Source organism: Veillonella sp. KGMB01456 (genome assembly GCF_023051165.1).
In the GTDB taxonomy this organism is placed as follows: Bacteria; Bacillota; Negativicutes; order Veillonellales; family Veillonellaceae; genus Veillonella_A.
The window spans coordinates 1-26,799 of the sequence record NZ_JALKIG010000030.1; the positions used below are offsets into that span (position 1 = coordinate 1).

Annotated in this window: 23 protein-coding genes; all 23 read left to right on the forward strand. The window is 44.4% G+C overall.

Translation table 11 applies throughout. The features are described from left to right. The first annotated feature begins 132 nt into the window (after positions 1-132). Complete coding sequence (locus tag MXE28_RS08460; protein WP_156704966.1) at positions 133-561, forward strand: ABC transporter permease subunit; 429 nt, start codon at positions 133-135, stop codon at positions 559-561. Positions 562-566: 5 nt separating this feature from the next. Then, a complete protein-coding gene (locus MXE28_RS08465) occupies positions 567-1,247 on the forward strand; it encodes an amino acid ABC transporter permease (RefSeq protein ID WP_021841083.1) in 681 nt (226 codons plus the stop codon). 63 nt (positions 1,248-1,310) lie between these two features. Then, positions 1,311-2,069 carry an amino acid ABC transporter ATP-binding protein gene (locus MXE28_RS08470; protein ID WP_021841084.1) on the forward strand — a complete coding sequence of 253 codons (759 nt, stop codon included), beginning with the start codon at positions 1,311-1,313 and terminating at the stop codon, positions 2,067-2,069. Further along, entirely contained in the window at positions 2,066-2,590 is a 525-nt protein-coding gene (locus tag MXE28_RS08475) for a GNAT family N-acetyltransferase (protein ID WP_021841085.1), read from the forward strand. Before MXE28_RS08470 ends, MXE28_RS08475 begins: the two co-directional genes overlap by 4 nt. Positions 2,591-2,847: 257 nt before the next feature. Beyond that, positions 2,848-3,240 carry an aspartate 1-decarboxylase gene (gene panD / locus MXE28_RS08480; protein WP_021841086.1) on the forward strand — a complete coding sequence of 131 codons (393 nt, stop codon included), beginning with the start codon at positions 2,848-2,850 and terminating at the stop codon, positions 3,238-3,240. Positions 3,241-3,297: 57 nt separating this feature from the next. Further along, a complete protein-coding gene (panC, locus tag MXE28_RS08485; RefSeq protein ID WP_247240041.1) occupies positions 3,298-4,155 on the forward strand; it encodes a pantoate--beta-alanine ligase in 858 nt (285 codons plus the stop codon). Between the two features lie 13 nt (positions 4,156-4,168). Next, positions 4,169-5,158: a bile acid:sodium symporter family protein gene (locus tag MXE28_RS08490; protein WP_156704962.1), complete on the forward strand. Its 990-nt coding sequence runs from the start codon at positions 4,169-4,171 to the stop codon at positions 5,156-5,158. Positions 5,159-5,266: 108 nt separating this feature from the next. Further along, the gene (locus tag MXE28_RS08495) at positions 5,267-5,872 is read left to right on the forward strand and encodes a class I SAM-dependent methyltransferase (protein WP_156704960.1); all 606 of its coding nucleotides are present in this window, start codon (positions 5,267-5,269) and stop codon (positions 5,870-5,872) included. Positions 5,873-6,236: 364 nt separating this feature from the next. Next, positions 6,237-8,075: a carbon starvation protein A gene (locus tag MXE28_RS08500; protein WP_021840232.1), complete on the forward strand. Its 1,839-nt coding sequence runs from the start codon at positions 6,237-6,239 to the stop codon at positions 8,073-8,075. Between the two features lie 276 nt (positions 8,076-8,351). Beyond that, positions 8,352-9,884, forward strand: coding sequence for a glucose-6-phosphate dehydrogenase (gene zwf / locus MXE28_RS08505; protein ID WP_226974555.1), 1,533 nt, complete (start codon positions 8,352-8,354; stop codon positions 9,882-9,884). Next, positions 9,869-10,615: a 6-phosphogluconolactonase gene (pgl, locus tag MXE28_RS08510; protein ID WP_226974554.1), complete on the forward strand. Its 747-nt coding sequence runs from the start codon at positions 9,869-9,871 to the stop codon at positions 10,613-10,615. Before zwf ends, pgl begins: the two co-directional genes overlap by 16 nt. A 108-nt stretch (positions 10,616-10,723) precedes the next feature. Further along, positions 10,724-10,960: a twin-arginine translocase TatA/TatE family subunit gene (gene tatA, locus MXE28_RS08515; RefSeq protein WP_021840229.1), complete on the forward strand. Its 237-nt coding sequence runs from the start codon at positions 10,724-10,726 to the stop codon at positions 10,958-10,960. A 116-nt stretch (positions 10,961-11,076) separates the two neighbouring features. After that, positions 11,077-11,388: a heavy-metal-associated domain-containing protein gene (locus MXE28_RS08520; RefSeq protein WP_021840228.1), complete on the forward strand. Its 312-nt coding sequence runs from the start codon at positions 11,077-11,079 to the stop codon at positions 11,386-11,388. Positions 11,389-11,469: 81 nt separating this feature from the next. Then, positions 11,470-11,913 carry a cupin domain-containing protein gene (locus MXE28_RS08525; protein ID WP_021840227.1) on the forward strand — a complete coding sequence of 148 codons (444 nt, stop codon included), beginning with the start codon at positions 11,470-11,472 and terminating at the stop codon, positions 11,911-11,913. Between the two features lie 103 nt (positions 11,914-12,016). Beyond that, a complete protein-coding gene (gene typA / locus MXE28_RS08530) occupies positions 12,017-13,828 on the forward strand; it encodes a translational GTPase TypA (protein WP_021840226.1) in 1,812 nt (603 codons plus the stop codon). Positions 13,829-13,836: 8 nt separating this feature from the next. Then, positions 13,837-14,625, forward strand: coding sequence for a SprT family zinc-dependent metalloprotease (locus tag MXE28_RS08535; protein ID WP_247240042.1), 789 nt, complete (start codon positions 13,837-13,839; stop codon positions 14,623-14,625). A gap of 159 nt (positions 14,626-14,784) precedes the next feature. Further along, complete coding sequence (locus MXE28_RS08540; RefSeq protein ID WP_247240043.1) at positions 14,785-18,189, forward strand: DNA polymerase III subunit alpha; 3,405 nt, start codon at positions 14,785-14,787, stop codon at positions 18,187-18,189. A 76-nt stretch (positions 18,190-18,265) separates the two neighbouring features. Beyond that, a complete protein-coding gene (gene pyk, locus MXE28_RS08545) occupies positions 18,266-20,014 on the forward strand; it encodes a pyruvate kinase (RefSeq protein ID WP_021840223.1) in 1,749 nt (582 codons plus the stop codon). Positions 20,015-20,163: 149 nt separating this feature from the next. Then, positions 20,164-20,862 (forward strand): Bax inhibitor-1/YccA family protein, encoded by a 699-nt coding sequence (locus tag MXE28_RS08550; protein WP_021840222.1) that lies wholly within the window; start codon positions 20,164-20,166, stop codon positions 20,860-20,862. An 11-nt stretch (positions 20,863-20,873) separates the two neighbouring features. Then, entirely contained in the window at positions 20,874-21,767 is an 894-nt protein-coding gene (locus MXE28_RS08555; protein WP_021840221.1) for a LysR family transcriptional regulator, read from the forward strand. Positions 21,768-22,195: 428 nt separating this feature from the next. After that, positions 22,196-23,440 carry an aldolase/citrate lyase family protein gene (locus MXE28_RS08560; RefSeq protein ID WP_021840220.1) on the forward strand — a complete coding sequence of 415 codons (1,245 nt, stop codon included), beginning with the start codon at positions 22,196-22,198 and terminating at the stop codon, positions 23,438-23,440. Beyond that, on the forward strand, positions 23,430-24,983 hold the full coding sequence (citF, locus tag MXE28_RS08565; protein WP_021840219.1) for a citrate lyase subunit alpha: 1,554 nt from the start codon (positions 23,430-23,432) through the stop codon (positions 24,981-24,983). Before MXE28_RS08560 ends, citF begins: the two co-directional genes overlap by 11 nt. 189 nt (positions 24,984-25,172) lie before the next feature. After that, on the forward strand, positions 25,173-26,501 hold the full coding sequence (locus MXE28_RS08570; RefSeq protein ID WP_226974551.1) for a citrate:proton symporter: 1,329 nt from the start codon (positions 25,173-25,175) through the stop codon (positions 26,499-26,501). The last annotated feature ends 298 nt before the right edge of the window (positions 26,502-26,799 follow it).

The window sequence follows — 26,799 nt, forward strand, 5'->3', positions numbered from 1 at the left end:
TTAGTAGAGTCCATAGTGATATCGATACCTCGTGTAAAAGATTTTAGATTAGAAAACTTAATCATAACACAAATCGGTATTCACTATGGATTTTTTATATGCTTAATTTCAGTTTACAATTAACCATTTGTTATCGTTGTATTTACGTTACATATAGGGGCGTATAGTTCTGAAATTTTGCGTAGTAGCATTCAGGCAGTGGCACAAGGTGAAAAAGAAGCGGCTATGAGCTTGGGAATGACGAGCTTTCAAAGCTATCGTCGGGTTATTTTACCGCAGGCGTTTACCATGGCGATTCCGCCGCTCATCAACAGTGTTATCGGCATGATGAAAGGGACTTCGTTAATTTTCAACGTAGGCGTAGTAGACATTATGCGCCGCGCTGATTTGATGGGTGCTAACTCACAGCGAAGTTTAGAACTCTTTGTGGACGTAGCCATTATTTATGGTATGTTAGTATTGATTATTTCGTTAATTGGGCGGTTCTTAGAGCGTCGTTACTCCATTAGTGAACGAGTAGGGCGCCATACAGCAGCACGCACCGTAGCAAGTAAGGGGTGAGGCACATGGAATCAACCAGTATAATTAGTTTTCAATATATAAGCGGGACTTTTTGGTATGTCCTAGGCTATGTAAAAGTAACCTTGTGGCTTACTTTTGCTAGCGTTGGGTTTGGTATTTTGCTAGGTCTTATTAGTTCGGTAGCACAGCTTAATCGCATTCCCGTGCTTAGCCAGTTGGCTGATGTGTTTGTCATCGTTTGTCGGAGCTTGCCAAACATGGTGCTTTTATATTTAGTCTATTACGGCTTGCCCATTTTGTTCTTAGCCTTAGAAGATCAAACCGGCGTGCATGTGCCCTATGAAAAAGTACCGGTTTCGCTAGTTGCTGTTGTGGGCTTAACCTTACATACAGGGGCTTATTTGAGTGAAATTTTCCGCGCGGCTAATCAATCTGTGCCTAAGGGCCAGGTGGAAGCAGCGTTAGCTATTGGCATGACTTGGGCACAAGCTTCTCGCCGGGTCGTATTACCACAGGCGGCTGTATTTGCCTTGCCTTTGTTTGCCAATCAGTTTTTAAATACTATGAAAAGTACTAGTATCGTCTTTGTGATTACGGTAGTGGAATTATTAGGGTCCGCCAAGCTGTATGTAGAAGATAATTCGGCGTATTTTGAAGCGTATATCGTGGTAGCGCTCATTTATTGGAGCCTAGGTATAGTTTTGAATTTATCTTTGAACGACTAGAACATATGATGAGTAAATATAAGCGCGGCAATGCTGTGTAGTTAATTGAGATTAGAGGATTCTATGATAGAGATACAAAATGTAAGAAAATCCTTTGGGGACCGTGAAATTTTAAAAGGTATCGATATGACGGTGCCGACTGGTTCAGTGACCGTTATTTTAGGTCCGTCGGGGAGCGGTAAAACAACGTTTTTACGGACGCTTAACTTTTTAGAAAAAGCTGATGCTGGTCAGATGACCTTAAATGATATAACGGTAGATTTGCACAAGGCCTCAAAGAAGGAAATATTAAATATTCGCCGTCATACATCTATGGTATTTCAGATGTATAATCTGTTTTCTAATATGACAGCGCTTGAAAATGTTATGGAAGGGCTTGTGACCGTTAAGCAGATGAAACAGTCAGAAGCTCGTGCCAAAGCGGAACAGTGCTTAGAAGCGGTAGGCATGAAAGGGTTTGAAGCGTATTATCCCGTGCAACTATCGGGGGGTCAACAACAGCGCGTGGGGATTGCTCGTGCCATTGCGATGGACCCAGCGGTCATTTTATTTGACGAACCAACGAGTGCCTTAGAACCTGAATTAGTGGGCGAAGTATTAGGGGCTATTAAGAATATTGCCCGTGAAATGCATGTTACCATGATTGTAGTGACTCATGAAATTGCCTTTGCCAAAGAAGTAGCTGACCAAGTTATTTTTATGGAGCAAGGCGTTATTGTGGAACAAGGCACCGCTAAAGAAGTGATTAGCAATCCACGAGAAGATTGGACACGACAATTCTTAAATCGCTATTTAGGGCAGTGGGAGGATTATGTAATATGAGTCAATTGCAAAATGCTCAAAAGGCTCAAAAGGAGATTACCTATCGGCAACTTACTAAAGCGGATGGGCCAGCCTATTATGAAGTCCTTCACGAAGGCTATGCTAGCAATTTAGACTATGGTGTGGATTTTTCAGCTAGTCATATGACGGAAGCGGACGCAACTGCTTGGGTAGAAACCCATCCTACGTATGGTCTTTTTGTGGATGGTCAATTGGCTAGTTCCATTACCTTGCGCATGCCTTGGGGGCCAAAGCCAGGACCGCGTGAATTTCCTCATATTGGCCACTTTGTAACGTCCCCTCGTTTTAAAAAGCAAGGCTATGCCAAACAGATGCTTCAATGGATAGAAACGGTGATTTTACGGGATCAACTGAAAGCACCCTTCGTTACATTGGGCACCGCTGATACGCATCCTTGGCTAAAAGATATGTATTTGAGCCTTGGTTTCACTATTACGAAGGTGACTCAATTGCCTGGGCTAAGCCATCAAACAATTTATTTTGAAAAGAAAATATGTTAAGGAAGACTAGGTGTTAGCTAAAATTTATGGTATACTGCAGTGGGAGATAGTATTCTGTGGAAACTATACTCTATCTGACACACAATGCTTCATGTAAGAATAAACAGCCGCTTTAAGTATGGGCAAGCGCACGCACGTGGCGATGTCTAATACGGGAAGGGCTCAGTTTGTCTATTTTCGGTGTTCGATGGAGAAATCTCCGCGAACGCCGTTTTTTATTGCCTCAAAGTGGGAGGCCTATAGTAAAGGAGAAACGAATGATACGTGAAGTATTAGCGGGTAAAATTCACCGCGCCACGGTGACGCAAGCCGCTTTAGATTATGTAGGCAGTATTACAGTAGATACGGAGTTGCTCGAAGCTGCCGGTATTTTGGAATACCAAAAGGTAGATATTGTAAATGTAAATAACGGGGAACGTTTTCAGACGTACACCATTAGCGGCGAAGCTAGCAGTGGTGTGATTTGTTTGAACGGCGCCGCCGCTCGTTGCGCTTGTCCCGGCGATGTAGTGATTATTATGGCCTATGGACAATTAAACGACGAAGAAGTTAAAACTCATAAACCGTCCGTAGTGTTTGTGGATGAAAAGAATGCCATTGTGAGGGTAACAAATTACGAAAAACATGGTTTGTTAGCCGATATGAAGTAATTGTGCTGTCAGAGCAGAGCTATCTTTACAAACAACTTGTGAAAGGACGTAAAATATATGAAAACAGTAAATACGATTAAAGAAGTGCGTGATGCCGTTAAAGCATGGCGTCGTGCCGGTGAAACAGTAGGTTTGGTACCAACGATGGGCTTTTTGCATGAAGGTCATGCGTCGCTGATTAAGCGTGCTGCCGAAGAAGATGATCATGTGGTTGTATCCACATTCGTTAATCCTACGCAGTTCGGCCCGAATGAAGACTTAGAATCCTATCCGCGTGATGAAGCCCGTGATGCGGCTTTATGTGAAGAAATGGGGGCCGATTTGATGTTTCGACCGGATCCGAAGGAAATGTATACCGATGCGAAAGTATCCGTTGTTGTAAAAGATATGAATGAGCATTTATGCGGTCTATTCCGTCCAATTCATTTCCACGGCGTTTGTACGGTAGTGACGAAGTTATTTAACATTGTGACGCCGGATAAAGCTTATTTCGGCGAAAAAGATGCCCAGCAGTTGGCGATTATCCGTAAGATGGTAGAAGATTTGAACAGCCCTGTTAAAATTGTGGGTTGTCCAATCGTACGTGAAGCAGACGGCCTTGCCAAATCTTCGCGTAACACCTATTTGTCGGCGGAAGAACGGCAGGCGGCGCTTTGCTTGTCCCGCGGGATTTTTTATGGCAAGGAACATATTAAAGAAGGGATGCCGGCAGCTGAATTGGTACAGGCCATTACAGATATCGTGGCGGCTGAACCAATGGCGAAGATTGAATATATTAAAGCGGTAGACGCCTTGACCATGGAAGATGTGGATGTTATCGATCGTCCGGTCTTGGTGGCCATGGCTGTTTATATCGGTAAAACACGCTTGATTGATAATTTCAGTTTTAATCCGGCTGACAGTGCTGCTAAATAAGGCGGGTGATTCTATGAAACCGTTGCTTTCGACGTTAAAAAGCCTGACCGGTTTTGTGACTAAGTATATCGGTGTGATTATCATTGCGTTTACTATTTGGGCGTGTGTGACGCCTTCCATGTTTAGTTGGACCGTAAGTTATACGTCGGTCTTTTTGGGTGTCGCCATGTTCGGTATGGGGCTCTCTATTCGGGCCAATGATTTTAAAATGGTTCTTGCCCATCCTAAAGAAGTGATTTTGGGCGGCGTATTGTTACAATATACGATTATGCCGTTAACGGCGTATGTGCTTTGTAAAGCCCTTAATCTGCCGACGGATATTGCCATCGGCGTGATTCTCGTAGGCTGCTGCCCCGGCGGTACGGCCAGCAATGTGATTACCTACATTGCCAAAGGTGATGTGGCCCTATCCGTGGGCATGACCATTGCGTCAACCTTGTTGGCACCGCTATTGACGCCGTTTTTGATTTATTCTCTGGGCGGTACCTGGGTGGAAGTATCCTTCCTGGCCATGGTTATGTCCGTAGTTAAAGTGGTGTTGATTCCGGTGCTGGTGGGCATTGCTATTCATCATTTCTTCGGCAAAAAATTGGAAGCCTTGTTGGCTACGATGCCTTTGGTGTCATCTATCGCCATTGTCATGATTATTGCCGGGATTATTTCGGTGAATGTAACGAAGATTTTCACGGCCGGCCTATTGGTGTTGGCGGTTGTTATTTTGCATAATATTATCGGCATGTGCCTTGGTCTTACGGCGGCTAAAGTGTTGCGTGTTTCCTATCCTAAGGAAACGGCTATTACCATTGAAGTGGGCATGCAGAACAGCGGCCTCGCCGTGTCGCTCGCCACGCTTCACTTTGCCATGAATCCGCTGGCTACCTTGCCGGGGGCGATTTTCAGCGTATGGCATAATATTTCGGGAGCTATCTTTGCCTCCATTCGTCAAAAACATGACGGCACGGAGGCGTTGGTAAGTTCTAATGTGGTAAAAAGTGCCGAATAAGCTAAGTACGTGTGAAATGATGAACGCCAGTGTCGTTGTGCGGGCACTTTGATTCGCAAGTTTTGTAAGTTTTGGTAAGTATAAGCTAAGTTGTAAAGGAGTAGGCGTATGGATGAGCAGGCATGGGAACGGTTGCTTAATATTAAGACGGCCGGTCGTGATGACAGTCAGTTTGACGGAGAGCATCATCCGTACGAGCCCACTCCCTATGCGGTTCTGGAGCGTTTAATCAGTACGGGCTATATCGGGAAGCGCAGTACGCTAATCGACTATGGCAGCGGTAAAGGGCGGGTCAGTCTCTTTCTGGCTCATGAAACTCGTTGCCGTTGTATCGGCGTGGAATTTGACGAGCGGTTATGGGAACGGTCGCTGGATAATCAGAAGACGGCCGTGGCCGGTAAGCGCGTCGAATTTATTCACGGTGATGCGGTAGCGTTCAAAGTGCCGAAGGAAGTGGATTGCTGCTTTTTATTCAATCCCTTTGCGTTACATACCTTGAAGCGGGTATTGGCTAATATATTCGATTCTGTTTATCAAGAACCGCGGCGTTTGCGCTTCTTCTTTTACTATCCGTACGAAGAAACGGAAGCGTTTTTACTCAATCATGTAAATCTGACTGTTGAGGATATCATCGACTGTCGTGATTTATTTGACGGTACGGATAGGCGCGAAAAAATCCTCGTACTTACTGTCGATGAAAAAATTTTTGGATAAAACATATGACCTAAAGCCGTTTTATAAGGGTTTTAGGTCTTTTTATTATGATTGATTATGTATAAAATTAATAAAGTTTTCTATACATTAAAGTCATAGGGAAGTAAAACAACTGATTCCTATTGAAAGAATCGGGATTTTTATTAGACGATTTTTTGACATTTGAATACTGAAATGTAATATTAGAATTGCATTATTCGTAAATGATAATTGACACCCCTTTGTGAGGCGTTACAATAAGGGCGTAGATAGTTCTACTAGGGTAACAACATTGTTTGTGGCGGACGTATTACCTGTTAGTTCTTATTATTTATGATACGAGCCATCACCTTCAATGCTGTTAGGACATTGGAGGTGTTTTTTTATGGAAATGAATGGGTTGTACATCGTAATCGCCTCGGCGTGCATCCTCATTTTAGCGTACCGCTATTATGGGGCCTTCTTAGCCGCTAAGGTATTGGTATTGGACCAATTCCGTCCAACCCCGGCCGTTGTTCACAACGACGGCCATGACTATGTACCTACGAATAAGTGGGTAACATTCGGTCACCATTTTGCAGCGATTGCCGGTGCAGGTCCTTTGGTTGGTCCTGTTATTGCTGCTCAATTCGGTTATTTACCGGGTTTATTATGGATCTTGATCGGGTCGGTTGTAGCCGGGGCCGTTCACGACATGGTAATTTTGTTTGCGTCGGTTCGTTATGACGGCAAATCCATTGCCGATATTGCTAAGGAAGAAATTTCCAATTTGGCCAGTATCGGTGCCATGCTCGCTACCTTGTTCCTTTTGATTATTACTTTGGCCGGTATGGCCGTAGTAGTAGCCAATGCGCTTCATAACTCCGCATGGGGCTTCTTCTCCGTCAGCATGACGATTCCAATCGCTATTTTCGTAGGTATTTATTTACGCTGGTTTCGCCCCGGCAAAATTCAGGAAGCAACGGTTATCGGTGTAGTACTTATCTTTGCCGCCATTATTTACGGTCCTCAAGTAGCCGCTTCCTCCTATGCAAGCTGGTTCCTTTACGACTTACAGACCATCGAAATCATGTTGGCTGTATACGGTTTCTTCGCAGCCGCCTTGCCTGTATGGTTGTTGCTGGCACCGCGTGATTATTTATCCACGTACTTAAAAATCGGTACTATCGGTGCTTTGGCATTAGGGATTATCATCGTTATGCCGATAATCCAAATGCCGGCCGTTACCCAGTACATTTACGGCGGCGGTCCTGTCCTTAAAGGTTCCGTATTCCCATTCATTTTCATTACCATCGCCTGTGGTGCCTTGTCCGGTTTCCATACCGTAATTGCTACCGGTACAACACCTAAGATGATTACCAATGAAAAAGAAATCTTACCTATCGGTTACGGCGCTATGCTTACGGAAGCATTCATTGCCATGATGGCTTTGATTGCCGCTACCGCATTACATCCTGATGACTATTTTGCCATCAACTCCACTACTGAATCCTTCAAAGCTTTGGGACTTCAAGTTCATGAATTACCGGCTTTATCTCAGATGGTCGGCGAAGACTTGATGCATCGTCCGGGCGGCGCCGTTTCCTTGGCCGTCGGCATGGCTCATATCTTCTCGCGCTTGCCTAACATGGCTCATCTCATGGGCTACTGGTACCATTTCTGCATCATGTTCGAAGCTTTGTTTATCATGACTTTGATTGATGCCGGTACTCGTGTAGGTCGTTATTTATTGCAAGAATTATTAGGCCGTTTTTACAAACCGCTTGAAAACGTTAACTGGGCACCGGGCGTATATGGCTGTGCTGCCTTAATTTGTATCATGTGGGGTTACCTCGTATTACAAGGTAACATCGGTATTATCTGGCCGTTATTCGGTGTATCCAATCAGTTGCTCGGTACCATGACTTTGGCCGTAGGTACTACAGTAATCATGCGTCTCGGCCACAAACGTTACGCTTGGGTAACCGGTGTACCATGTTTCTTCATGGCCATCATTGCTATTGCTGCCGATTATGAAAACGTATTCTACAGTTACATTCCGGCCGGCAAATGGACCTTGGTTGCCTTCAGTGTAGTCATGTTCCTCATGATTGTCATCGTATTGGTGGAAGCGGTTCGCAGCTGGATTCGTTTAGCTAAAATTCCGCAAAACTATAAGACGCAAGCTGAGGTAGAAGCAGAAAGTCTTAAGAAATACGGTGCCGTTAAAGTAGAAGTTAAATAAGGGTGTTACGCCTGACAAATAAATAAACTGTCATAGGTGTATGTAACTTAAAGTGCTTTGAATGACATTTATATAAATAACCGCTCCGATTCATTACGAATTCGGGGCGGTTATTTGTATATACATAAGTTTAGGGCGAAAATGTGGGGAAAAGAGGTAAAAATTGTGTCAAATAAGGGGCAGAATATACCCATATATTGAAGTTCACGTCGTTTTGTGCTAGAGTAAGCATATGAATGATATTCTATAGTAATAGAGTAATAGGAGATTGCAACAATGAAAGCAAAACCAATGACAGTTTCGTGTAATTACCGGGAGCAACTCTGTGTTGACTCGGCTCCGGGCCCCGGCACTATTGTAATATTCGGTGCCTCCGGCGACTTGACTAAACGAAAATTGTTACCGGCTATACATGCTTTATTTGAGCGTAAATTATTACCGGAAAAATTCGCCGTAATCGGCGTAGCTCGTACTGAAATGACCAATGAAGCTTTTCAGGAAGAAGTACGCGAAGCTATGGCGGCTAACGGCGATACCGTAACAGATGATTTCTTGGCCAGATTTTCCTATGTGGCCGGTCAATATACGGAAGCGGCTATGTTTGAACTGCTTGAAACCGAGTTAAAACGCGTCAGTGAAGCTCATGGCACGGAAGGAAATGCTTTATTCTACTTGGCCATGCCGCCGACTATGTTTGAACCGATTGTAAAAGGTTTGGCAGAGCAGGGCTTATTGGACGAAGAGGAAGCATGGTCCCGCGTTATTATTGAAAAACCGTTCGGCCACGATTTAGAAAGTGCCGTTGCCCTCGATAAATCCTTGAAACGTTATATTAAAGAATCGCAAACTTATCGTATCGACCATTATTTAGGTAAAGAAACGGTTCAGAATATTTTGATGCTCCGTTTTGCCAATGCCATTTTTGAACCGCTTTGGAATCATACGTATATTGAAAAAGTGGAAATTACCGTAGCGGAAGAATTAGGCGTTGAAAAACGAGCCGGTTATTATGATAAAGCCGGTGCTTTGCGCGACATGTTCCAGAACCACATGGTACAGATGTTATCGCTCATCGCCATGGAACCGCCGGCTATTTTTGAAGCCGATGCGTATCGCGATGAAATCGCTAAATTAATTTCGTCCATCCGTCCGTTGGAAGGACAGGACCTCGGCAAAATATCCGTGCGCGGCCAATATGTAGAAGCCGTTGATTCGGAACGTCCGGCCGTAGGCTATCGCAAGGAAGAAGGGGTGGCCCCGAACTCTCAGACGGAAACGTATGTGGCGTTAAAACTCTTCATCGATAACTGGCGTTGGCGCGGCGTACCGTTCTATATGCGTACGGGCAAACGCTTACCGAAGAAATCCAGTGAAATCGCCATTACGTTTAGACCGATTCCACACTCCATTTTCAAACCGATTAGACCGAAAGATTTTAATCAAAACGTCTTGTTGTTGCGTATGCAGCCACATGAAGGGATGGGCTTATCGTTGGAAGTTAAGTCGCCGGGCTCTAAACTTTGTGTAAATACCTTGGAGATGGATTTCTCCTACAGTGATTTTATGCAAGGGGAGGATATTCCGGATGCCTACGAACGCTTAATTTTGGATGCCCTCTTAGGGGACCAAACCTTGTTTGTACGCAATGATACCGTAGAAGCATCTTGGCGTTTATTTATGCCGTTATTGCGTGCTTGGGAAGCTGATTTGGACAATGTGCCACTTTGCTTCTATCCGGCCTATAGCGAAGGACCGAAAGAAACTAATGAGATTTTAGAAGGAGGCTCCTTACAATGGCGCAAGATTTAATTCGTGCTTTTGAGACCGCTCAAGAAGTAGCGGAAGCAGTAGCTAAGGATTTTATTGCCTTTACGAATACTTGTATTGCCGAGTCCGGAAGCGCTGTAGTAGCTATTTCCGGCGGTACTACTCCGAATACATTATTTGAGCTTTTAAATACCGATGCATATCGTACGCAATTGGATTGGGAAAATATATTCTTCCTTTGGGTGGATGAGCGCTTTGTGCCGCAGACCGATCCGGACAATAATTTCTATCGTGCCAAAGAACGCCTCTTTGCCTCTATTGGCGGCAGCAGTCATTTCTATCCGGTACCGACAAACAGCGGTACCGTTGAAGAAGCAGCCGATGCCTATGAAAAAGAAGTAGCCACCGTGCTCAGTGCTTGTGAAAAAGACGGCGTAGATCTTACGTTGTTAGGCCTTGGCGATGACGGCCATACTGCATCCTTATTTGCTCGGTCTCAGGCTTTGGAAGAAAAGAAGCGGACCGTTATTCCCGTAACGGACGGCAAAGTATGGAACCGTGTGAGCATGTCGTTCCCGTTTTTGGCGAAAGCGCGCAATGTATGGTTTACCGTTGTGGGTGAATCGAAAGCGGCAGCTCTTGGTCGCGTACTGCGTCAGCGTAAAGAGTATATGGATGAATCATGGGAAGAACGTATCGGCCATGTGCTTCCGGGCGCTGTTCTCTCACAGGATACAGTGACATGGTATGTAGACAAAGCCGCTAAAAACTAATATTTAAATTGATAAAATGCTATGATACTTTCTATAGCATTTTTATAGGGTTTCGTGTTACACTGTAAAGAGAAATGATAATTATTGTAGCTAAACGAGGTGAAAATTATGTTTAATTTCGGTACACAGGAACTAATTTTAGTGCTCGTTATTGCGCTCGTTGTGTTCGGACCGGGTAAGTTGCCGGAAGTTGGTAAAGCCATTGGTAAAGGTATCAATGAGTTCAAAGACGCCGTAAGCTCTGACAAGAAAAAAGAAGAAAAAGTATCTGATGTGGCCAAAGTGGAAACGATTGACGTAGAAGCGGGCGCCGTTAATGATAAAAAACATAAAGAAATTCAATAAAATGATAATTAAGGCCTCCCTATGCCGTCAGGCCAGGGGAGGCCTTTGCGACTAAATCGTTAATATTATGGCTTGGTTCATATCGTTGAGCCGGAAGAAGATTGGAGGAACATATTATGTGTAAAGATTGTGGTTGCGGCAGTACAGGTCATGCTCATCAGCAGGTATTCAACGTACCGGGAATGATGTGCAGCAATTGCGAAAATACAGTAAAAACTGCAGTACTCGGTTTGCCGGGGGTTATGTCTGCCGACGTGGATTTGAAATCCAAAGACGTAACTATTTCCTATGACAACAGCAAAGTTAATGCTGATGCCATTAAAGAAGCCATTGATGCAACAGGCTTTGAAGTAGCTTCCGTATCCGAAGCGACTCATGCTCATGAAAAGGGCGGCCTCATGGGCACATTGAAACGTATGTTTAAGTAAAATAGCGATGCGTCCGTTGCGGTAGTAACGGGCGTTTTTGCGTTAAACGTATTGGCAGGCCTTAATGTTGAGGAGTTAATTATGATTAAAAAGTTTAATACAGAAACCTTTAATTGGGAGGGCGTAGATACTTTAGTCTATAAACAGGACGGCAGTCCCTTCAAAGATGTAACACGGCAGGTACTCTTTGACGGCGCCTTTGACATTCCCTGCCAATTCCGTTATTTTGAAGTGAAACCGGGTGGTTATTCGACCTTGGAACATCATGAACATACACATATGGTTATGATTTTCAGAGGCCATGGGCAATGTTTGCTGGGTGAAAAAGTGGTGGATGTAAAAGTGGGCGATTTTATTGAAATCCCGAGCAACACGATTCATCAATTTCGTGCCAATAAGGGCGATTATGTAGGCTTTTTGTGTCTTGTTAATATAGACCGTGATAAGGTGAAAATTCCAAGCGAAGAAGAAATTGAAGCCTTAAAAGCAAATCCAACGGTTAAAGAATTTTTAGAAAGTTGTTAAAAGGTATAAGCTATGTTATAATTAACTGTTATTTATATAGATTGATACTTTTGACTATATCAGTAGTTAATATTTTTTATAGCGAAACAGGAGGCATACATACATGATTCGCGAAGATATTCGTAATGTCGCAATTATTGCGCACGTTGACCATGGTAAAACAACCTTGGTGGACGCCCTTTTAAAACAAAGCCATATTTTTAGAGAGAATGAAAAAGTGGCAGAGCGTGTTATGGACTCTAACGATCTTGAAAGAGAACGTGGTATTACCATTTTGTCTAAAAATACGGCTGTCATGCATAATGGCGTAAAAATCAACATCGTTGACACCCCGGGCCATGCTGACTTCGGCGGCGAAGTAGAACGCGTACTCAACATGGTTGATGGCGTATTGTTGTTGGTTGACGCTTTTGAAGGTCCGATGCCACAGACTAAATACGTACTTCGTAAGGCGTTGGAACAGAAATTAAAACCAATCGTTGTTATCAACAAAATTGACCGTCCGGACCAACGTGTTCACGAAGTAGAAGACGAAGTATTGGAACTCTTCATGGAACTCGAAGCCGATGACGATCAATTAGACTTCCCGGTTGTATATGCATCCGCTCGTGATGGCATTGCTAAATTGTCCATGGATGATGAAGGCAAAGATATGCAGCCTTTATTCGAAGTATTGTTAAAAGAAATTCCTGCTCCGCAGGGCGACATTGACGGTCCGTTACAGTTCATGGTTACGACCCTTGACTATGATGATTATGTAGGCAAAATCGCCGTTGGTCGTATTGTTCGCGGTCGCATGAGAACTAACCAGCAGGTTGTAATCATGAACGGCGAAAGCACTCGTAAAGCTAAAATCGGTCGTGTTTATACCTACAATGGCTTGAATCGTGTGGAAACCGATGAAACCGCCATGGGCGACATCACTGCTTTCGTAGGTATCGAAGATATCAACATCGGTGAAACCGTAGCTGATGCGGAACATCCGGAAGCATTACCGGCTATTAAGATTGACGAACCTACGTTGTCCATGATGTTCTCCGTTAATAACTCCCCGTTTGCCGGTCGTGAAGGGGATTATGTAACGAGCCGTCATTTACGTGACCGTTTGTTCAAAGAAGTAGAAACCAACGTGTCCATGAAAGTAGAAGAAACCGATTCGCCGGATTCCTTCAAAGTATCCGGTCGCGGTGAACTTCATTTGGCCGTTTTAATCGAAACTATGCGTCGTGAAGGCTATGAATTACAGGTTGGTAAACCACGTGTAATTTACAAACGCATTAACGATCAGCTCTGCGAACCATTAGAATACTTAACCATCGACGTACCTCAGGAATTCATGGGTACCGTTATGGAAAACTTGGGCGTTCGTAAAGCCGAATTAATTAACATGACCGAATTGGCCGGTTACCTCCGCATGGAATTCATTATTCCTGCCCGTGGTCTTATCGGTTTCCGTGCTCAATTCTTAACCAGCACTAAAGGTAATGGTATCATGAACCATGTGTACCATGGGTATGCACCATTTAAAGGCGACATTCCGAGCCGTACGCGCGGCGCTTTGGTAGCTTTTGAAGACGGCGAAACAACTCCTTACGGTTTGAATTCCGTACAGGATCGCGGTACTTTATTCGTAGGTCCTAACGAAGCGGTTTACACCGGTCGCATTATCGGTGAAAACTCTCGTGAAACCGACATGGACGTTAACCCATGTAAGAAAAAACATGTTACCAACATGCGTTCCAGCTCCTCTGACGAAGCTGTTCGTTTGACACCGCCTCGTATTTTCAGCTTGGAACAGGCTTTGGAATGGATTAACGACGACGAATTGGTAGAAGTAACACCGCACAGCATTCGCATGCGTAAAACTATTTTGGATCGTGCTGCCCGTGCTAAAGCAGCTAAAAACGCTCGCTAAGCAATACTATGAGTTGGTGGCAGCGACGGTCGTCGCGTAAGACACAGTCGAAGACATATGAATTACGAATAGCCGGTGAGCTTATACCGTATACGGTGACGTGGAAGGCTGTCAAAAACATGAACCTCCGCGTCATGCCGGACGGTACGGTCAAGGTATCGGCACCGTGGCGTATGCCCGCTCACACCGTTACTCAATTTGTTTCGGAGCATGAAGGCTTTATCGATAAAGCACGGCAGCGCTTCAAAGACCATCAGGCGAAACAGACCCCTGTAGTACCGTATCAGTACGAAAACGGTGAACTGTTTACCATTCTGGGGTATGAAGCCCGGTTGACGGTGGCTCCGGTTGAACCCAATCACGCACCTTACGTGAGTTGGAGTGAATCGGACCCGGCTGTTTTATACATGTTTGTCAAACCGCACAGCACGCTAGCGGAGCGCGCCGCGTTGATGGCGGATTTTTGGGAACATCTGGTAGAAGATGTGGTGAAGGATATGCGTGATCGCATTTATCGTTGTTACATTGAAGCCGGTTATGATGTGCCCTATCCAAAACTGCGTATTCGCGAAGCGAAAACGCGCTGGGGTTCCTGTTCCTTACGGACAGAGCGGATTATGATTAATCAGAAACTATTAATCGGGCCTCGATTATTCTTGGAATATGTAATGATTCATGAGTTTGCCCATTTTATTCAACCGAACCATTCCGCTCGCTTTTGGCAGGTAGTGGCTGAATTTATGCCCCAGTGGCAGATGGTGCGCCGTGAATTGACTCATTGTTTTCGAGGTCGTTAACGAATAGTCCCATTCGCCGGGAGGCTATTTCGTAGTAATGTTTGATAATTAAGCAGTACGACTTCCAACTTATGATATAATTAAATAAGGTACAGATACAGTAAAAGGACTGACCTCGGGGTCGGTCCTTTTTATATAATTTTGATTGAGGAGGGAACCATGAAACCATTTGTTCATTTGCATAGCCACACTGAATACAGCTTGCAGGACGGCATCAGTCGCCTGCCGCAAATGGTAGCCCGCGCCAAAGAACTGAACATGCCTGCTTTGGCGATAACGGACCATGGTAACATGTGTGGTGCCATTTATTTTTATAAAGAAGCAAAAAGTGCGGGGATAAAGCCGATTATCGGCTGCGAAGTGTATGTTACGACGGGCAGTCGTTTTGATAAAGACGCAAGTCGGCAAGAGCGATTGAAACATTTGATTTTGCTGGCTGAGACCATGGAAGGCTATCAAAATCTCACTAAAATCGTATCCCGCGGTTTTACGGAGGGTTTTTACCGCAAACCTCGTGTCGATCACGCATTATTAAAAGAACACAGTAAAGGTATCATCGCCTTGAGTGCTTGTATTCAAGGAGAAATTCCGCAATGTGTATTGCAGGATAATCCGGAAGGAGCGAAACGAGCGCTGGAAACCTACTTAGATATTTACGGCAAGGATAATTTCTTTTTAGAAATACAGAATCACGGCTTACCCGCCGAAGTAAAAGCGCAGGAAGCACTCATTCAGTTAGCCAAAGAGTATGGCGTAGGCTTGGTGTGCTCCAATGACTTTCATTATGTATTAAAAGAAGATGCAGATGCGCAAGATATTAAGGTTTGCATTGCGACCGGGGCCAAAGTGGCCGATATGGATCGACTTAAATTCCCGAATGACGAGTTTTATATGAAGAGCGGCGACGAAATGGCGGAATTATTCAGTCATATTCCGGGTGCCATGGAAAATACCTTGGCCATTGCAGACCGTTGTAATGTGGAATTTAATTTTGATGAGCATCATTTGCCTCATTTCGACGTGCCGGAAGGGGAGACGGCGACTACCTATTTACGCCATTTGTGTGAAAAAGAAGTGCCGCGACTGTACGGTACGATGACGCCGGAACTGAAAGAACGGCTCGATTATGAACTCGCCGTTATCGCTCAAATGGGTTTTGACGATTATTTCCTCATCGTGTGGGATTATGTGCGTTACGCTCGTGAGCACGACATTTTAGTAGGGCCTGGTCGTGGTAGTGCGGCCGGTTCCGTGGTGGCCTATTTGCTCGGCATTACCGGCCTTGACCCGCTCAAATATAATCTTCTCTTTGAACGCTTTTTGAATCCGGAACGTGTCAGCATGCCTGATATCGATATTGACTTCTGCTACGAAAAACGCGGCAAGGCTATCGAATATGTAACGGAAAAATACGGTCAAGCTCGGGTGGCTCAGATTATCACCTTCGGTACGGAAGCGGCGCGTGCCGTTATTCGCGATGTGGGTCGCGTGCTCGATCATCCACTGCCTGAAGTGAACCGCCTGGCTAAGATGATACCCAATGAATTGGGCATTACGCTCGACAAAGCGCTGAAGGGTAAAGATTTAAAGCAGCTCTATGATACGGATCCGAAGGTTCGTGAACTCTTTGATTATGGCCGTAAACTGGAAGGTATTGTGCGCAACGCCTCCACTCATGCGGCGGGCGTGGTGATTTCGGCGGCACCGTTGGAAGACCATGTGCCGATTCAGAACGCCAATGACGCGGGCTTTGTTACTCAGTATGATAAAGACAATATCGAAGAATTGGGCCTTTTGAAAATGGACTTCTTGGGCCTTCGGACGCTTACTGTTATGGATGACGCTTTGAAGCTCATTAAAGCTAACCGCGGAATTGATATTGACCTCGATAAAATTCCCCTTGACGACAAGGCCGCGTGTGACCTCTTAACCCGCGGTGATACGCCGGGCGTATTCCAGCTTGAATCGGATGGGATTACGAAGCTCGTTATGGATTTACGACCGGAGCATTTTGAAGACCTCATTCCTTTGGTTGCCTTGTATCGACCGGGGCCGTTGGGCAGCGGCATGGTGGAAGACTTTATTAAACGTCGCCACGGGGAGATGGAAATTACCTATTTACATCCGTTGTTGGAACCGATTTTGAAGGATACCTTCGGGGTTATTCTTTACCAGGAACAGGTTATGCAGATTGCCTCTGCCATGGGTGGTTTCAGTCTCGGCCAAGCGGATTTAATGCGCCGTGCCATGGGTAAAAAGAAAGAATCCGTCCTTAAAGCGCAACGTGAATCCTTTATTGCCGGCTCGGTGCAGAATAATATTCCGGAAGCCATTGCCAATGAAGTATTCGATTTGCTCGTATACTTTGCGGGCTACGGTTTTAACAAATCCCACAGTGCGGCCTATGCCTATATTGCGTATCAGACGGCCTATTTGAAGGCTCATTATTATCCTGAATTTATGGCGGCTACTATGAGTAGTTTCATGACCAACGTGGATAAACTGACGTACTATATTAATGACTGTAAAAAGCACGGCGTCGAAGTGTTGGGCCCGGATATTAATTACGGGGAACAGGCTTTTGCCGTACAGAACGGTGCTATTCGTTTCGGTTTGGGTGGCGTTAAGAGCGTAGGCGATAATGCGGTGGAACAACTTTTGGCCGAGCGCCATCGGAACGGTTTATACAGCTCCATTCTTGATTTTTGCAAACGGGTCGACTCGCGCGTGGTAAATAAACGCTTACTGGAAAGCTTAATTCGCTGCGGCGCCATGGATAGCTTCAAGGAAAACCGCAATCAGCTCCTCGCCATGTATGAAGGAGCGCAGAGTTTGGGACAGCGCCTTCAAAAAGAAGAAGCCCGCGGCGCTATGAGTCTTTTTGGTGATGAACCGTCCGTGGCGGAAACCATTGAAGTGCCAAAGCTCGACGATTTGACCATGGATGAAAAATTGCGCGATGAAAAAGAATATACCGGTTTTTATATTTCCGGCCATCCTCTTAATTCTTATGAAGCTGAATTAAAAGGTCTTTTCGAAGTGGGTAAACTTAATGAAAATCCGGAACAATACGACAAGCAGGAAGTGACCGTAGGTGGCCTCATTGTAGAGAAAACCGACAGAATTACGCGGCGCAACGATGTCATGTCCATTATTCGGCTCGAAGATTTTTCCGGTTCCGCGTCTATTGTCGTTTTCCCACAAAAATTTCAGCAGTATCAGGCCATGCTGGCCGTAGATATGGCGGTACGTATTTCGGGACGGATTGATGCGGATGAAAAGGGCGTACAAATCATTGCCGATACGATTAAGCCGTTAAAAGTCAATTACGATACGGCCAAGCGTATTGTAATTCATATTCGTCCTGGTTTTGACACGGCCGAAGCGAGTAATGAGTTGAAAAAATTACTCCTCAAAGCAACCGGGACGGTACCGGTCACCTTTTATTTACATCGGCAACGGAAACGCATTGATGTAGCCAAAGAATACTATTTTGCCCCCGGGACTGAAATATGCCGGGCGGTGGAAGAAATTTTAGGCCCCGATAGTGTAGAAATACTTTAATTGATTAGTGTATAATGGTTACTATGAAGGGAAAACATAGGCTTTATTCCAATTCATTATGAGTGAGGTATTTACTATGAAAAAGACTAAAATTGTTTGTACCATTGGACCGAGCACTGATGCGCCCGGCGTATTGGAACAGATGCTACAGGCCGGTATGAACGTAGCACGCTTCAATTTTTCACATGGCTCTTATGACGAACATACGAAACGTATGGAAGCGGTGCGCGCTGCTTCGAAGAAAACCGGGATTCCGGTAGCGCTTATGCTTGATACCAAAGGGCCTGAAATTCGTTTAGGTCATTTTAAAGAGGGCAAAGTAATGCTTGAAGCGGGTAAACCGTTTACGCTTACTATGCGCGATATTGAAGGGGACGCTACCATTTGTTCGGTTAACCATAAAGGCTTGGTGGATGACGTTAAAGTAGGGTGCGAAATTTTATTATCCGACGGTTTGGTTACCTTGCAGGTAGAAAAAATCGAAGGCACCGAAATTTACACTACAATTAAAAACAACGGGCCTATGAGCGATCGTAAACGCGTAGCCGTACCGGGCATTCCACTCAGCTTACCACCGGTTTCGGAAAGCGATATGGCAGATTTGCGTTTCGGTTGCCAAATGGATGTGGACTATGTAGCCGCTTCCTTTATGCAGCGTGGCACTGATGTAGTGGCTATTCGCCGCATTTTGGAAGAAGAAGGGAAAGATATTAAAATCATTTCCAAGATTGAAAATGAAGAAGGTATCAATAACTTAGACGATATTTTGCGCATGTCCGACGGTCTCATGGTAGCTCGTGGTGACCTGGGCGTTGAAATCCCTGCTGAAGAAGTACCGGTTCTTCAGAAGATGATGATTACTAAATGTAACAAAGCCTCGAAGCCTGTAATTACGGCCACTCAAATGTTGGAATCTATGACGAATAACCCACGCCCTACCCGCGCCGAAGCCAGCGACGTAGCGAATGCTATTTTGGACGGCACTGATGCGGTTATGCTGTCCGGCGAAACAGCAGGCGGTAAATACCCGGTAGAAGCGGTACAGACAATGGCGCGTATTGCGGAAGTGACGGAACATTCCACTTTATATTGCAATATTGAGCATCCGTTTGCTTCTGATACGGTACAAACTACGGATGCCATCAGTGTGGCAACCGTAACGGTAGCTAAGAATCTTGATGCGGCGGCTATCATTACTTGTACGGAAACGGGTAAAACGGCTATGAGTATTTCCCGCAACCGTCCGCGCGCTAAGATTTTAGCGGTTACGCCGCATGAAGCTACGGTTCGTCGCGTTCAGTTGTATTGGGGCGTTGAAGCCGTACTCGGTGCGGGCCATGAAAATTCCGATGAAATGGTATACAGTGCTATTACATCGTCCTTGGCTGAAAACCATATCGAATCCGGCGATTTAGTTGTTATTACCGCCGGCGTACCATCCGGTAAGGCCGGTACGACCAATATGATTCGCGTACATGTAGTCGGCAAAGCCGTATTAAGCGGTAATGGTGTGGGTAAAGGCGCCGCTACCGGTCGTGTTTGCCTCGCTTATAATGCTGAAATGGCAGGGAAGTCTTTCCGCGATGGCGATGTATTGGTAGTTCGCACGTTAGAACCGGAATTAATGCCGTTTGCTAAACGTGCCGGTGCTATCATTGCTGCTGAAGACGGCTTTACTTCGGCGGCCGCTATTGCAGGGATTAACTTCGGTATTCCGGTAATTTTAGGTGTAAGAAATGCAGAAACTGTAATTAATAATGGTGAAGTTGTAACTGTCGACGGCTCTCGCGGCAAAGTATTTGAAGGCATTGCCAACGCCCGTTAATTGTGTGGCTAATGCGTATTAAGGTATTGCTGCGGCATGCTGAATAGGTAGTGACGTAAATCTTGCTTGTGTCAAGGTGAGAGGCACAAGCAAGATTTTATATTAAGAGGCCGATTTGAGCCGTGACAGATTTGATTGAGGAGGTATGTATGAACTATTCAATGCCCGTGAATGCGGATCAATCTGTAATTTCGCAGATTGTAGCGCGTAAATTGCGCAACTCCATGCTCTGGATGGGCTGGGGAATTTTGACAACATTTGTTACTATGTTGGCAGCTTTATTTAACCCTCAATGGCTTTCATTGGCTGTTTCCAACTACAATATTTTGTTGATTTTGGAATTGGGCGCGGTCTTCTTATTCAGCGCGCGGCAGATGTCGGCCAGTCTGACTACGCTGAAAAGCATGTTCTTTATTTACTCTATTTTAAATGGCCTTACTTTGGCGGCCTTGAGTATGGTATACGGTACGACGGCGTTCTTTTATGCTTTTGTGGGGACGTTGGCGTTTTTCGGTACCTTTGCGGTTATCGGCGGTGTGGTTAAACGTGACTTAACATCGTGGACGACCTATTTGTTAGGTGCTGTCATTGCGCTTATTATCGTGAGCTTGCTTAATGTGTTCGTATTCCAAAACGGTTTCGTTAATTTAGCCCTCGGTGCTTTCGGTGTGATTATTTTCACGATTTTTACGGCCGTTGATGTGAATCGCATTAAAGGGATTTTGACCACGGTAGCCCTTGAAGATGACGAAGTGTTGGAACGGGTTGAATTGATCGGCGCGTTAATGTTGTACTTGGATTTCATTAATATCTTCTTATCCTTATTGCGATTTTTCCGTAGAGATTGAGGAGGGATTTAATGGATGAACGGGAATGGCAAACTTTTGTAACCGTTGTGGAAGAAGGCAATATTACAAAAGCCGCTGAAAAACTATTTCTATCCCAACCGGCGCTGAGTTATCGTCTGCGCCATTTGGAAGAAGACTTGGGGAGTCCCTTATTACTTCGTACCAGTGAAGGAATTACGTTGACGCCTCAAGGCGAAGTCTTTCATGCTTACTGCCGCCGCATGCTCCAGGAAATGGAAAGCTTGAAGCAGGCTATCGGTGAGATGAGCGGAGAGATACAAGGGACTTTAAAAATTGCTTCGTCCATCAACTTCGCGGACTATCAGTTGCCGCATTTATTGGGTAAATTTACGAAGCAATATCCCAATATTCATATCCAAGTAAAAACCGGTCACAGTTCCCATGTAAATAAGATGTTTAACAGCGGGGAAGTGGCCGTGGCAATCGCGCGCGGCAATCATAAAGAAACAAGCAGCAGTATTAAGCTCTTTGAAGAGCCTTACTGCTTGGTTTATAAAGATCCGGTTACAATTGATGAGTTGGCGGATTTGCCGCTCATTCAATATCGTTCGGACGGTTCGATTACTACCGTTCTTGACACATGGTGTAATGAAAATCTGCCGAAAAGTCATGAAGCGGCTATGGAGATGGACTCTATGGTTACCTGTCGTCACTTCGTGCGTGAAGGTCTCGGTTGGTCAATCTTACCGTATTTAGGGCTTGGTTCCTGCAAAGATGAAGGCATCTATGTGGAACCGATTTATCAGAAAGACGGCAAGCCTTGGGTGCGCAGTACGTTTTTATACTTCAATGAAGTGAGTGATAAATTGATTGCCGTTAAAACGTTTATAGATTATGTACAAGAATATTATAAAGATAATTCACCGGTAACGATACAGTTTTAACGACATTTCGTAGACAGGTGTAAACTTGTGTTGAACGAATCTTACGTTTTACTTTTTATAAAGCCCAAAAGAACTTTTTCTTATATGGAAATTGCAAATGCAGTGATAATTTTTAAGAATCTTTTTGCTAAATGCAAAAAGATTCTTTTTTTATGCGTATTTATAACACATTACTAAATGTAATCTATGGAATGAAAAAATGTGTATAAAAATTTTATACAGTACATAACGGCTTTTTATTATCTTTATATGATGAAGGTAGATATAATGTTTTTAGAAGTAAGAGATAAAAAAATGTTTAAAATTCAAATCTAAGTTATGTAATGGCTTAAATTATTATCAGTAGTTTAAATGTTGATGTATTTCCTTAACTTTTATCGTTAATTTTTTTTTCAGTAATTCGATTCGTCAGGAAAGGATGCGAAGCTATGAACAAATTAGTAAAGGCAGCGACTGTCGGTTTTGACGAAAAGCAAGATTGTCTTGTAACAGTTGAACCAATTGCGGCCGGTATTGAAGTGGAATTGACTTCCAAAGTTCAACGCCAGTATGGTAAACACATTGAAGAATTAATCGTAAGAACGGTTAAAGAAGCCGGTTATGACGGAGTAAAAGTTATTGCCGACGATAAAGCAGCTTGGGACTATGCCATTAAAGCTCGTGTACTCGGTGCTTTGGAACGCGGTTCCGAACCAAAAGCGGCTGTAGCTCACGACGAAACTCGTCCTGTAGAAGCCAAAACATTACCTTTAAGCGAAGCAGCTAAAGCACGTATTTCCCGCAGTATGATGTTCGTACCGGGCAACACACCTAAAATGATCAACAGTGCTGATATCCACGGTGCTGACAGCTTGATGTTTGATATTGAAGACTCCATCCCTGTAACGGAAAAAGATACGGCTCGTTTGATGACGGCTGAAGCTTTAAAAAGCATGACTTTCCGTTCCGAAACGGTAGTTCGTATTAACCATCCGACGCAGACTCCTTACGGTTATGATGACCTCGATGTAATCGTACCGGCTAAACCTAACTTGATTCGTATTCCTAAAACGGAAGACGTTTCCGAAGTTGAAATCGTAGCCCGTAAGATTGAAGAAGTAGAAAAAGCAAACGGCTGGGAAGAAGGTACGATTAATATTATCGTAGCTATCGAATCCGTAAAAGGCCTTTACAATGTTCGTGAAATCTGCCACGCACCTCGCGTAGTAGGTATCGCTTTAGGCGCTGAAGATTACCGTGCCGACCTTCGTACCGGTAAACATAAACCGGCAGTTGAATTGGCATTCGCTCGTCAGTCCATCTTGTTGGCTGCTCGTGAAGCCGGCATCCGTTGTGTCGATACTGTATTCTCCGATGTTAAAGACCCTGAAGGTTTCGTTGAAGAAGTTGAATACATTAAAGCCCTCGGCTTTGACGGTAAATCTTGTATCCATCCAAGCCAGATTAAATTAGCTCACAAAGTATTCACACCGGATGAAAAAGAAATCGCTCACTCCGTAAAAGTATTGAACAGCTATGCTGATGCTTTGAAAAATAATAAAGGCGTAATCGCCGTAGACGGTAAAATGATTGACGGTCCTATCGTAGTACGTGCACAACGTATCGTGGACAAAGCACGTGCTGCCGGGATTAAAGTAGAAGTAGATGAAGGAGCTGAAATCAATGTTAAATAAAGCAAATCGCGAAATTCCAATGAATATTCCGGCTCTTGAAGGCCGTGAAGTGTATCAAGGCGAGTTCGCAGTTGAGCCGAAAATGCACCGTGCCGGTCGTCCGGTTGCTAAATATAATAAAGGCGGTGCCGATAAATTATTGGCTTCCATCGACGAAGCTATTGAAAAAACCGGCCTAAAAGACGGTATGACTGTATCGTTCCACCATCATTTCCGCAATGGTGACTATGTTATGAAAATGGTTATGGAACGCATCCAGGCTAAAGGTATTAAAGACATCACCGTAGCATCCAGCTCTTTGAGCCCATGCCATGACTTCTTGATCGATATGATTAAAGATGGTACCGTAACAGCTATCGAAACATCCGGTTTACGTGATGCGCTCGGTAAATTCTTGACGAAAAACCCAGGCGTATTAAAACGTCCGGTAGTGATTCGTTCTCATGGTGGTCGTGCTCGTGCCATCGTTTCCGGCGAACTTCACATCGATGTGGCTTTCATGGGTGCCCCAACTTGCGATCGTCGCGGTAACTTCACCGGCATGCAGGGCAAATCCGCTTGCGGTGCTCTCGGCTACGCCATGGTTGACTCCCATTATGCAGATAAAACCGTAGCTATTACCGATAACCTCGTTGACTATGTATATCCATATTCCGTACCTCAAACTGATGTAGACTACATCGTTGAAGTAGAAGCTATCGGCGACCCTGCAGGTATTGCTTCCGGTGCGGTTGGTTTCACTAAAAACCCTATCCAGATTAAAATCGCTGAAATGGCCGCTGAATTCTTGGATCAGGCAGGCATCATTAAAGAAGGTTTCTCCTTCCAGTTAGGTGCCGGCGGAGCTCCTTTGACAGTTGCTAAATTTATCGGCGAAAAATTGAAAGCCCAAGGTGTTAAAGCCGGTTTTGGTATCGGCGGTGCTACCGGTGTATTGGCAGGCATGTTGGAAGACGGCTTGATCGAAGCTATCTATGATACGCAAACATTTGATACTGATGCAGCGGCTTCTTTACATAAAAATGCTAACCATATCGAAATGAGCGCCTCCATGTATGCGGATCCTTGGACCGACAACATGACAAACTATCTCGACGTAGTATTCTTAGGTGCTACCGAAATCGATACTAACTTCAATGTTAACTGTATGACTGACTCCAACGGTATCCTCATGGGTGCTTCCGGCGGTCACAGCGATACAGCAGCCGGTGCTAAATGCACAGTAATTACTTGTCCACTCGTTCGCGGTCGTTTGCCAATGATTCTTGACAACGTTCAGACAGTAATTACACCTGGTGAATCCGTAGACGTTATCGTAACTGAACGCGGTATCGCCATCAACCCTCGTCGTACCGACCTTATCGAACGCTTCAAAGACTCCAATTTGCCAATCTACACGATTGAAGAATTGCAAAAATTGGCCTTTGACTTGGTAGGTAAACCGGAAGGTGTAACTGTTAGCGATAAAGACGAAGACGTAGTAGCTATCGTAGAATATCGTGACGGCACTATCATCGACGTGGTTCGTAAACCTTTAGACTAATGGCATTAATGTCTGCTCCAATCAGTAGTAATGCTGACTGTGATTAGGTAGTCGACTTTAATAAAAAGACTCCTGTGAGTGAGATTAAGCTTATTAATCTCACTCGGCAGGGAGTTGTTAACGCATTATATATTGTGATATGATAATTTTCTCATTTATTTTGTAGTTGTTTTAAAGGAGGATTTTCTCATGTTTTTAGGTTTTCTTGGCTTAATGATGATTGTCATCATCGTATGGGCCTTAATCCAATCTAAGACAAATCCGGTGCCGATTTTCGTAATCGTACCTATCATCGCGGCCGTAATTGCAGGTTTCGGTCCTGAAGATATTTATAAGTTTGTACAAACCGGTGTATCCAAAACCTGGTCTACTGCGGTATTATTTATTTTCTCTATCGTATACTTCTCATTAATGAGTGACGTTGGTTTGTTTGACCCATTGGTTAACTACTTGGCTAAAAAAGCCGGTAACAACATTATGTTGGTAACCATTGCTACGGCTATGATCGCCGTAATCGGTCACTTGGATGGTGCGTTGGCTTCCACATTGTTAATCACAATCCCTGCTATGTTGCCAATCTATAAGAAATTGCACATCCGTCCGGTTGTATTAGTTTGTATCATCGGTGCTGCTATGAGTATCATGAACTTGGTACCATGGGGTGGTCCGGTAGCTCGTACCGGCGTTGTATTGAACGCTGACGTAAACGCTTTGTGGCAGGAATTGATTCCATTGCAAGGTGTTGGTCTCGTAATCTTAATGGTATTCGCTGCTTACATGGGCATAGTTGAAAAACGCCGCGGTGCGGGCCTTAACCCTACAGGCGAAGCTGCTTTACTCGACTCTTCTATTGTACCGGCTGACAGCAATGCTACGACTGAAGATATCGAAGCTATGAAACGCCCTAAATTGTTATGGTTCAATGGTCTTTTAACTTTAGTTGTTATCTTGTTACTCTGCTTCACAAAGATTCCTTTGTACGGTGCCTTCATGTTCGGTTTGGCTATTGCTTTGATCGTTAACTTCCCGGGCGCTAAAGCTCAGGCTAAAGCAATCAAAATGCATGCTGATACAGCGTTGACCATGCCTATGATCTTGTTGGCATCCGGCGTATTCCTCGGCGTTTTGAGCGGTACTAAAATGATGGATAACATGGCTACCATGTTAATCGCTCTTGTGCCTGATTTCTTAGGACCACATTTGCAGACTGTATTCGGTATCCTCGGTGTACCTATCGGTATGTTGCTCGGTACTGATTCCTACTTCTTCGGCTTGGTACCATTGGCTATCAGCGTAGGTGAAAAATTCGGTGTAAACCCTCAGGACATGGCTATGGCTATGTTGATTTCCAAAAACTACGGCGTATTGGTAACTCCTCATGCTGCAACTACATTCTTGGCTTGCGGCTTGGCCGGTATCGAAATTAAAGATATGTTGAAATTCTGTGCTCCACGTCTTTTCGTAATGTCCTTAATTTCCTTGGCTGGCGGTGCTATGTTAGGTTTATTCCACATCTAAGCCGTCAGGTTATGGTGAGGAATTATTAATAAAAACATAGTATAATGCAAATAAAAAACGACGTCGTTCCTTCGGGAGCGGCGTCGTTTTGTTATGAGCGCTTAGTTGTAGTGAATGGGCTGAGCTGTAAGTGCACGCACATAGACGTAATAAAAAGCTGCGAATCGAATTCAATCCGCAGCTTTTATTTTGCATTTATGTTTAGTTTTTGGCTTATAGGACAAAAAGTGTGTGTGGCTTTTTTAGGCTTATAGGACAAAAAGTGTGTGTGGCTTTTTTAAATTAATCCCAATAAATT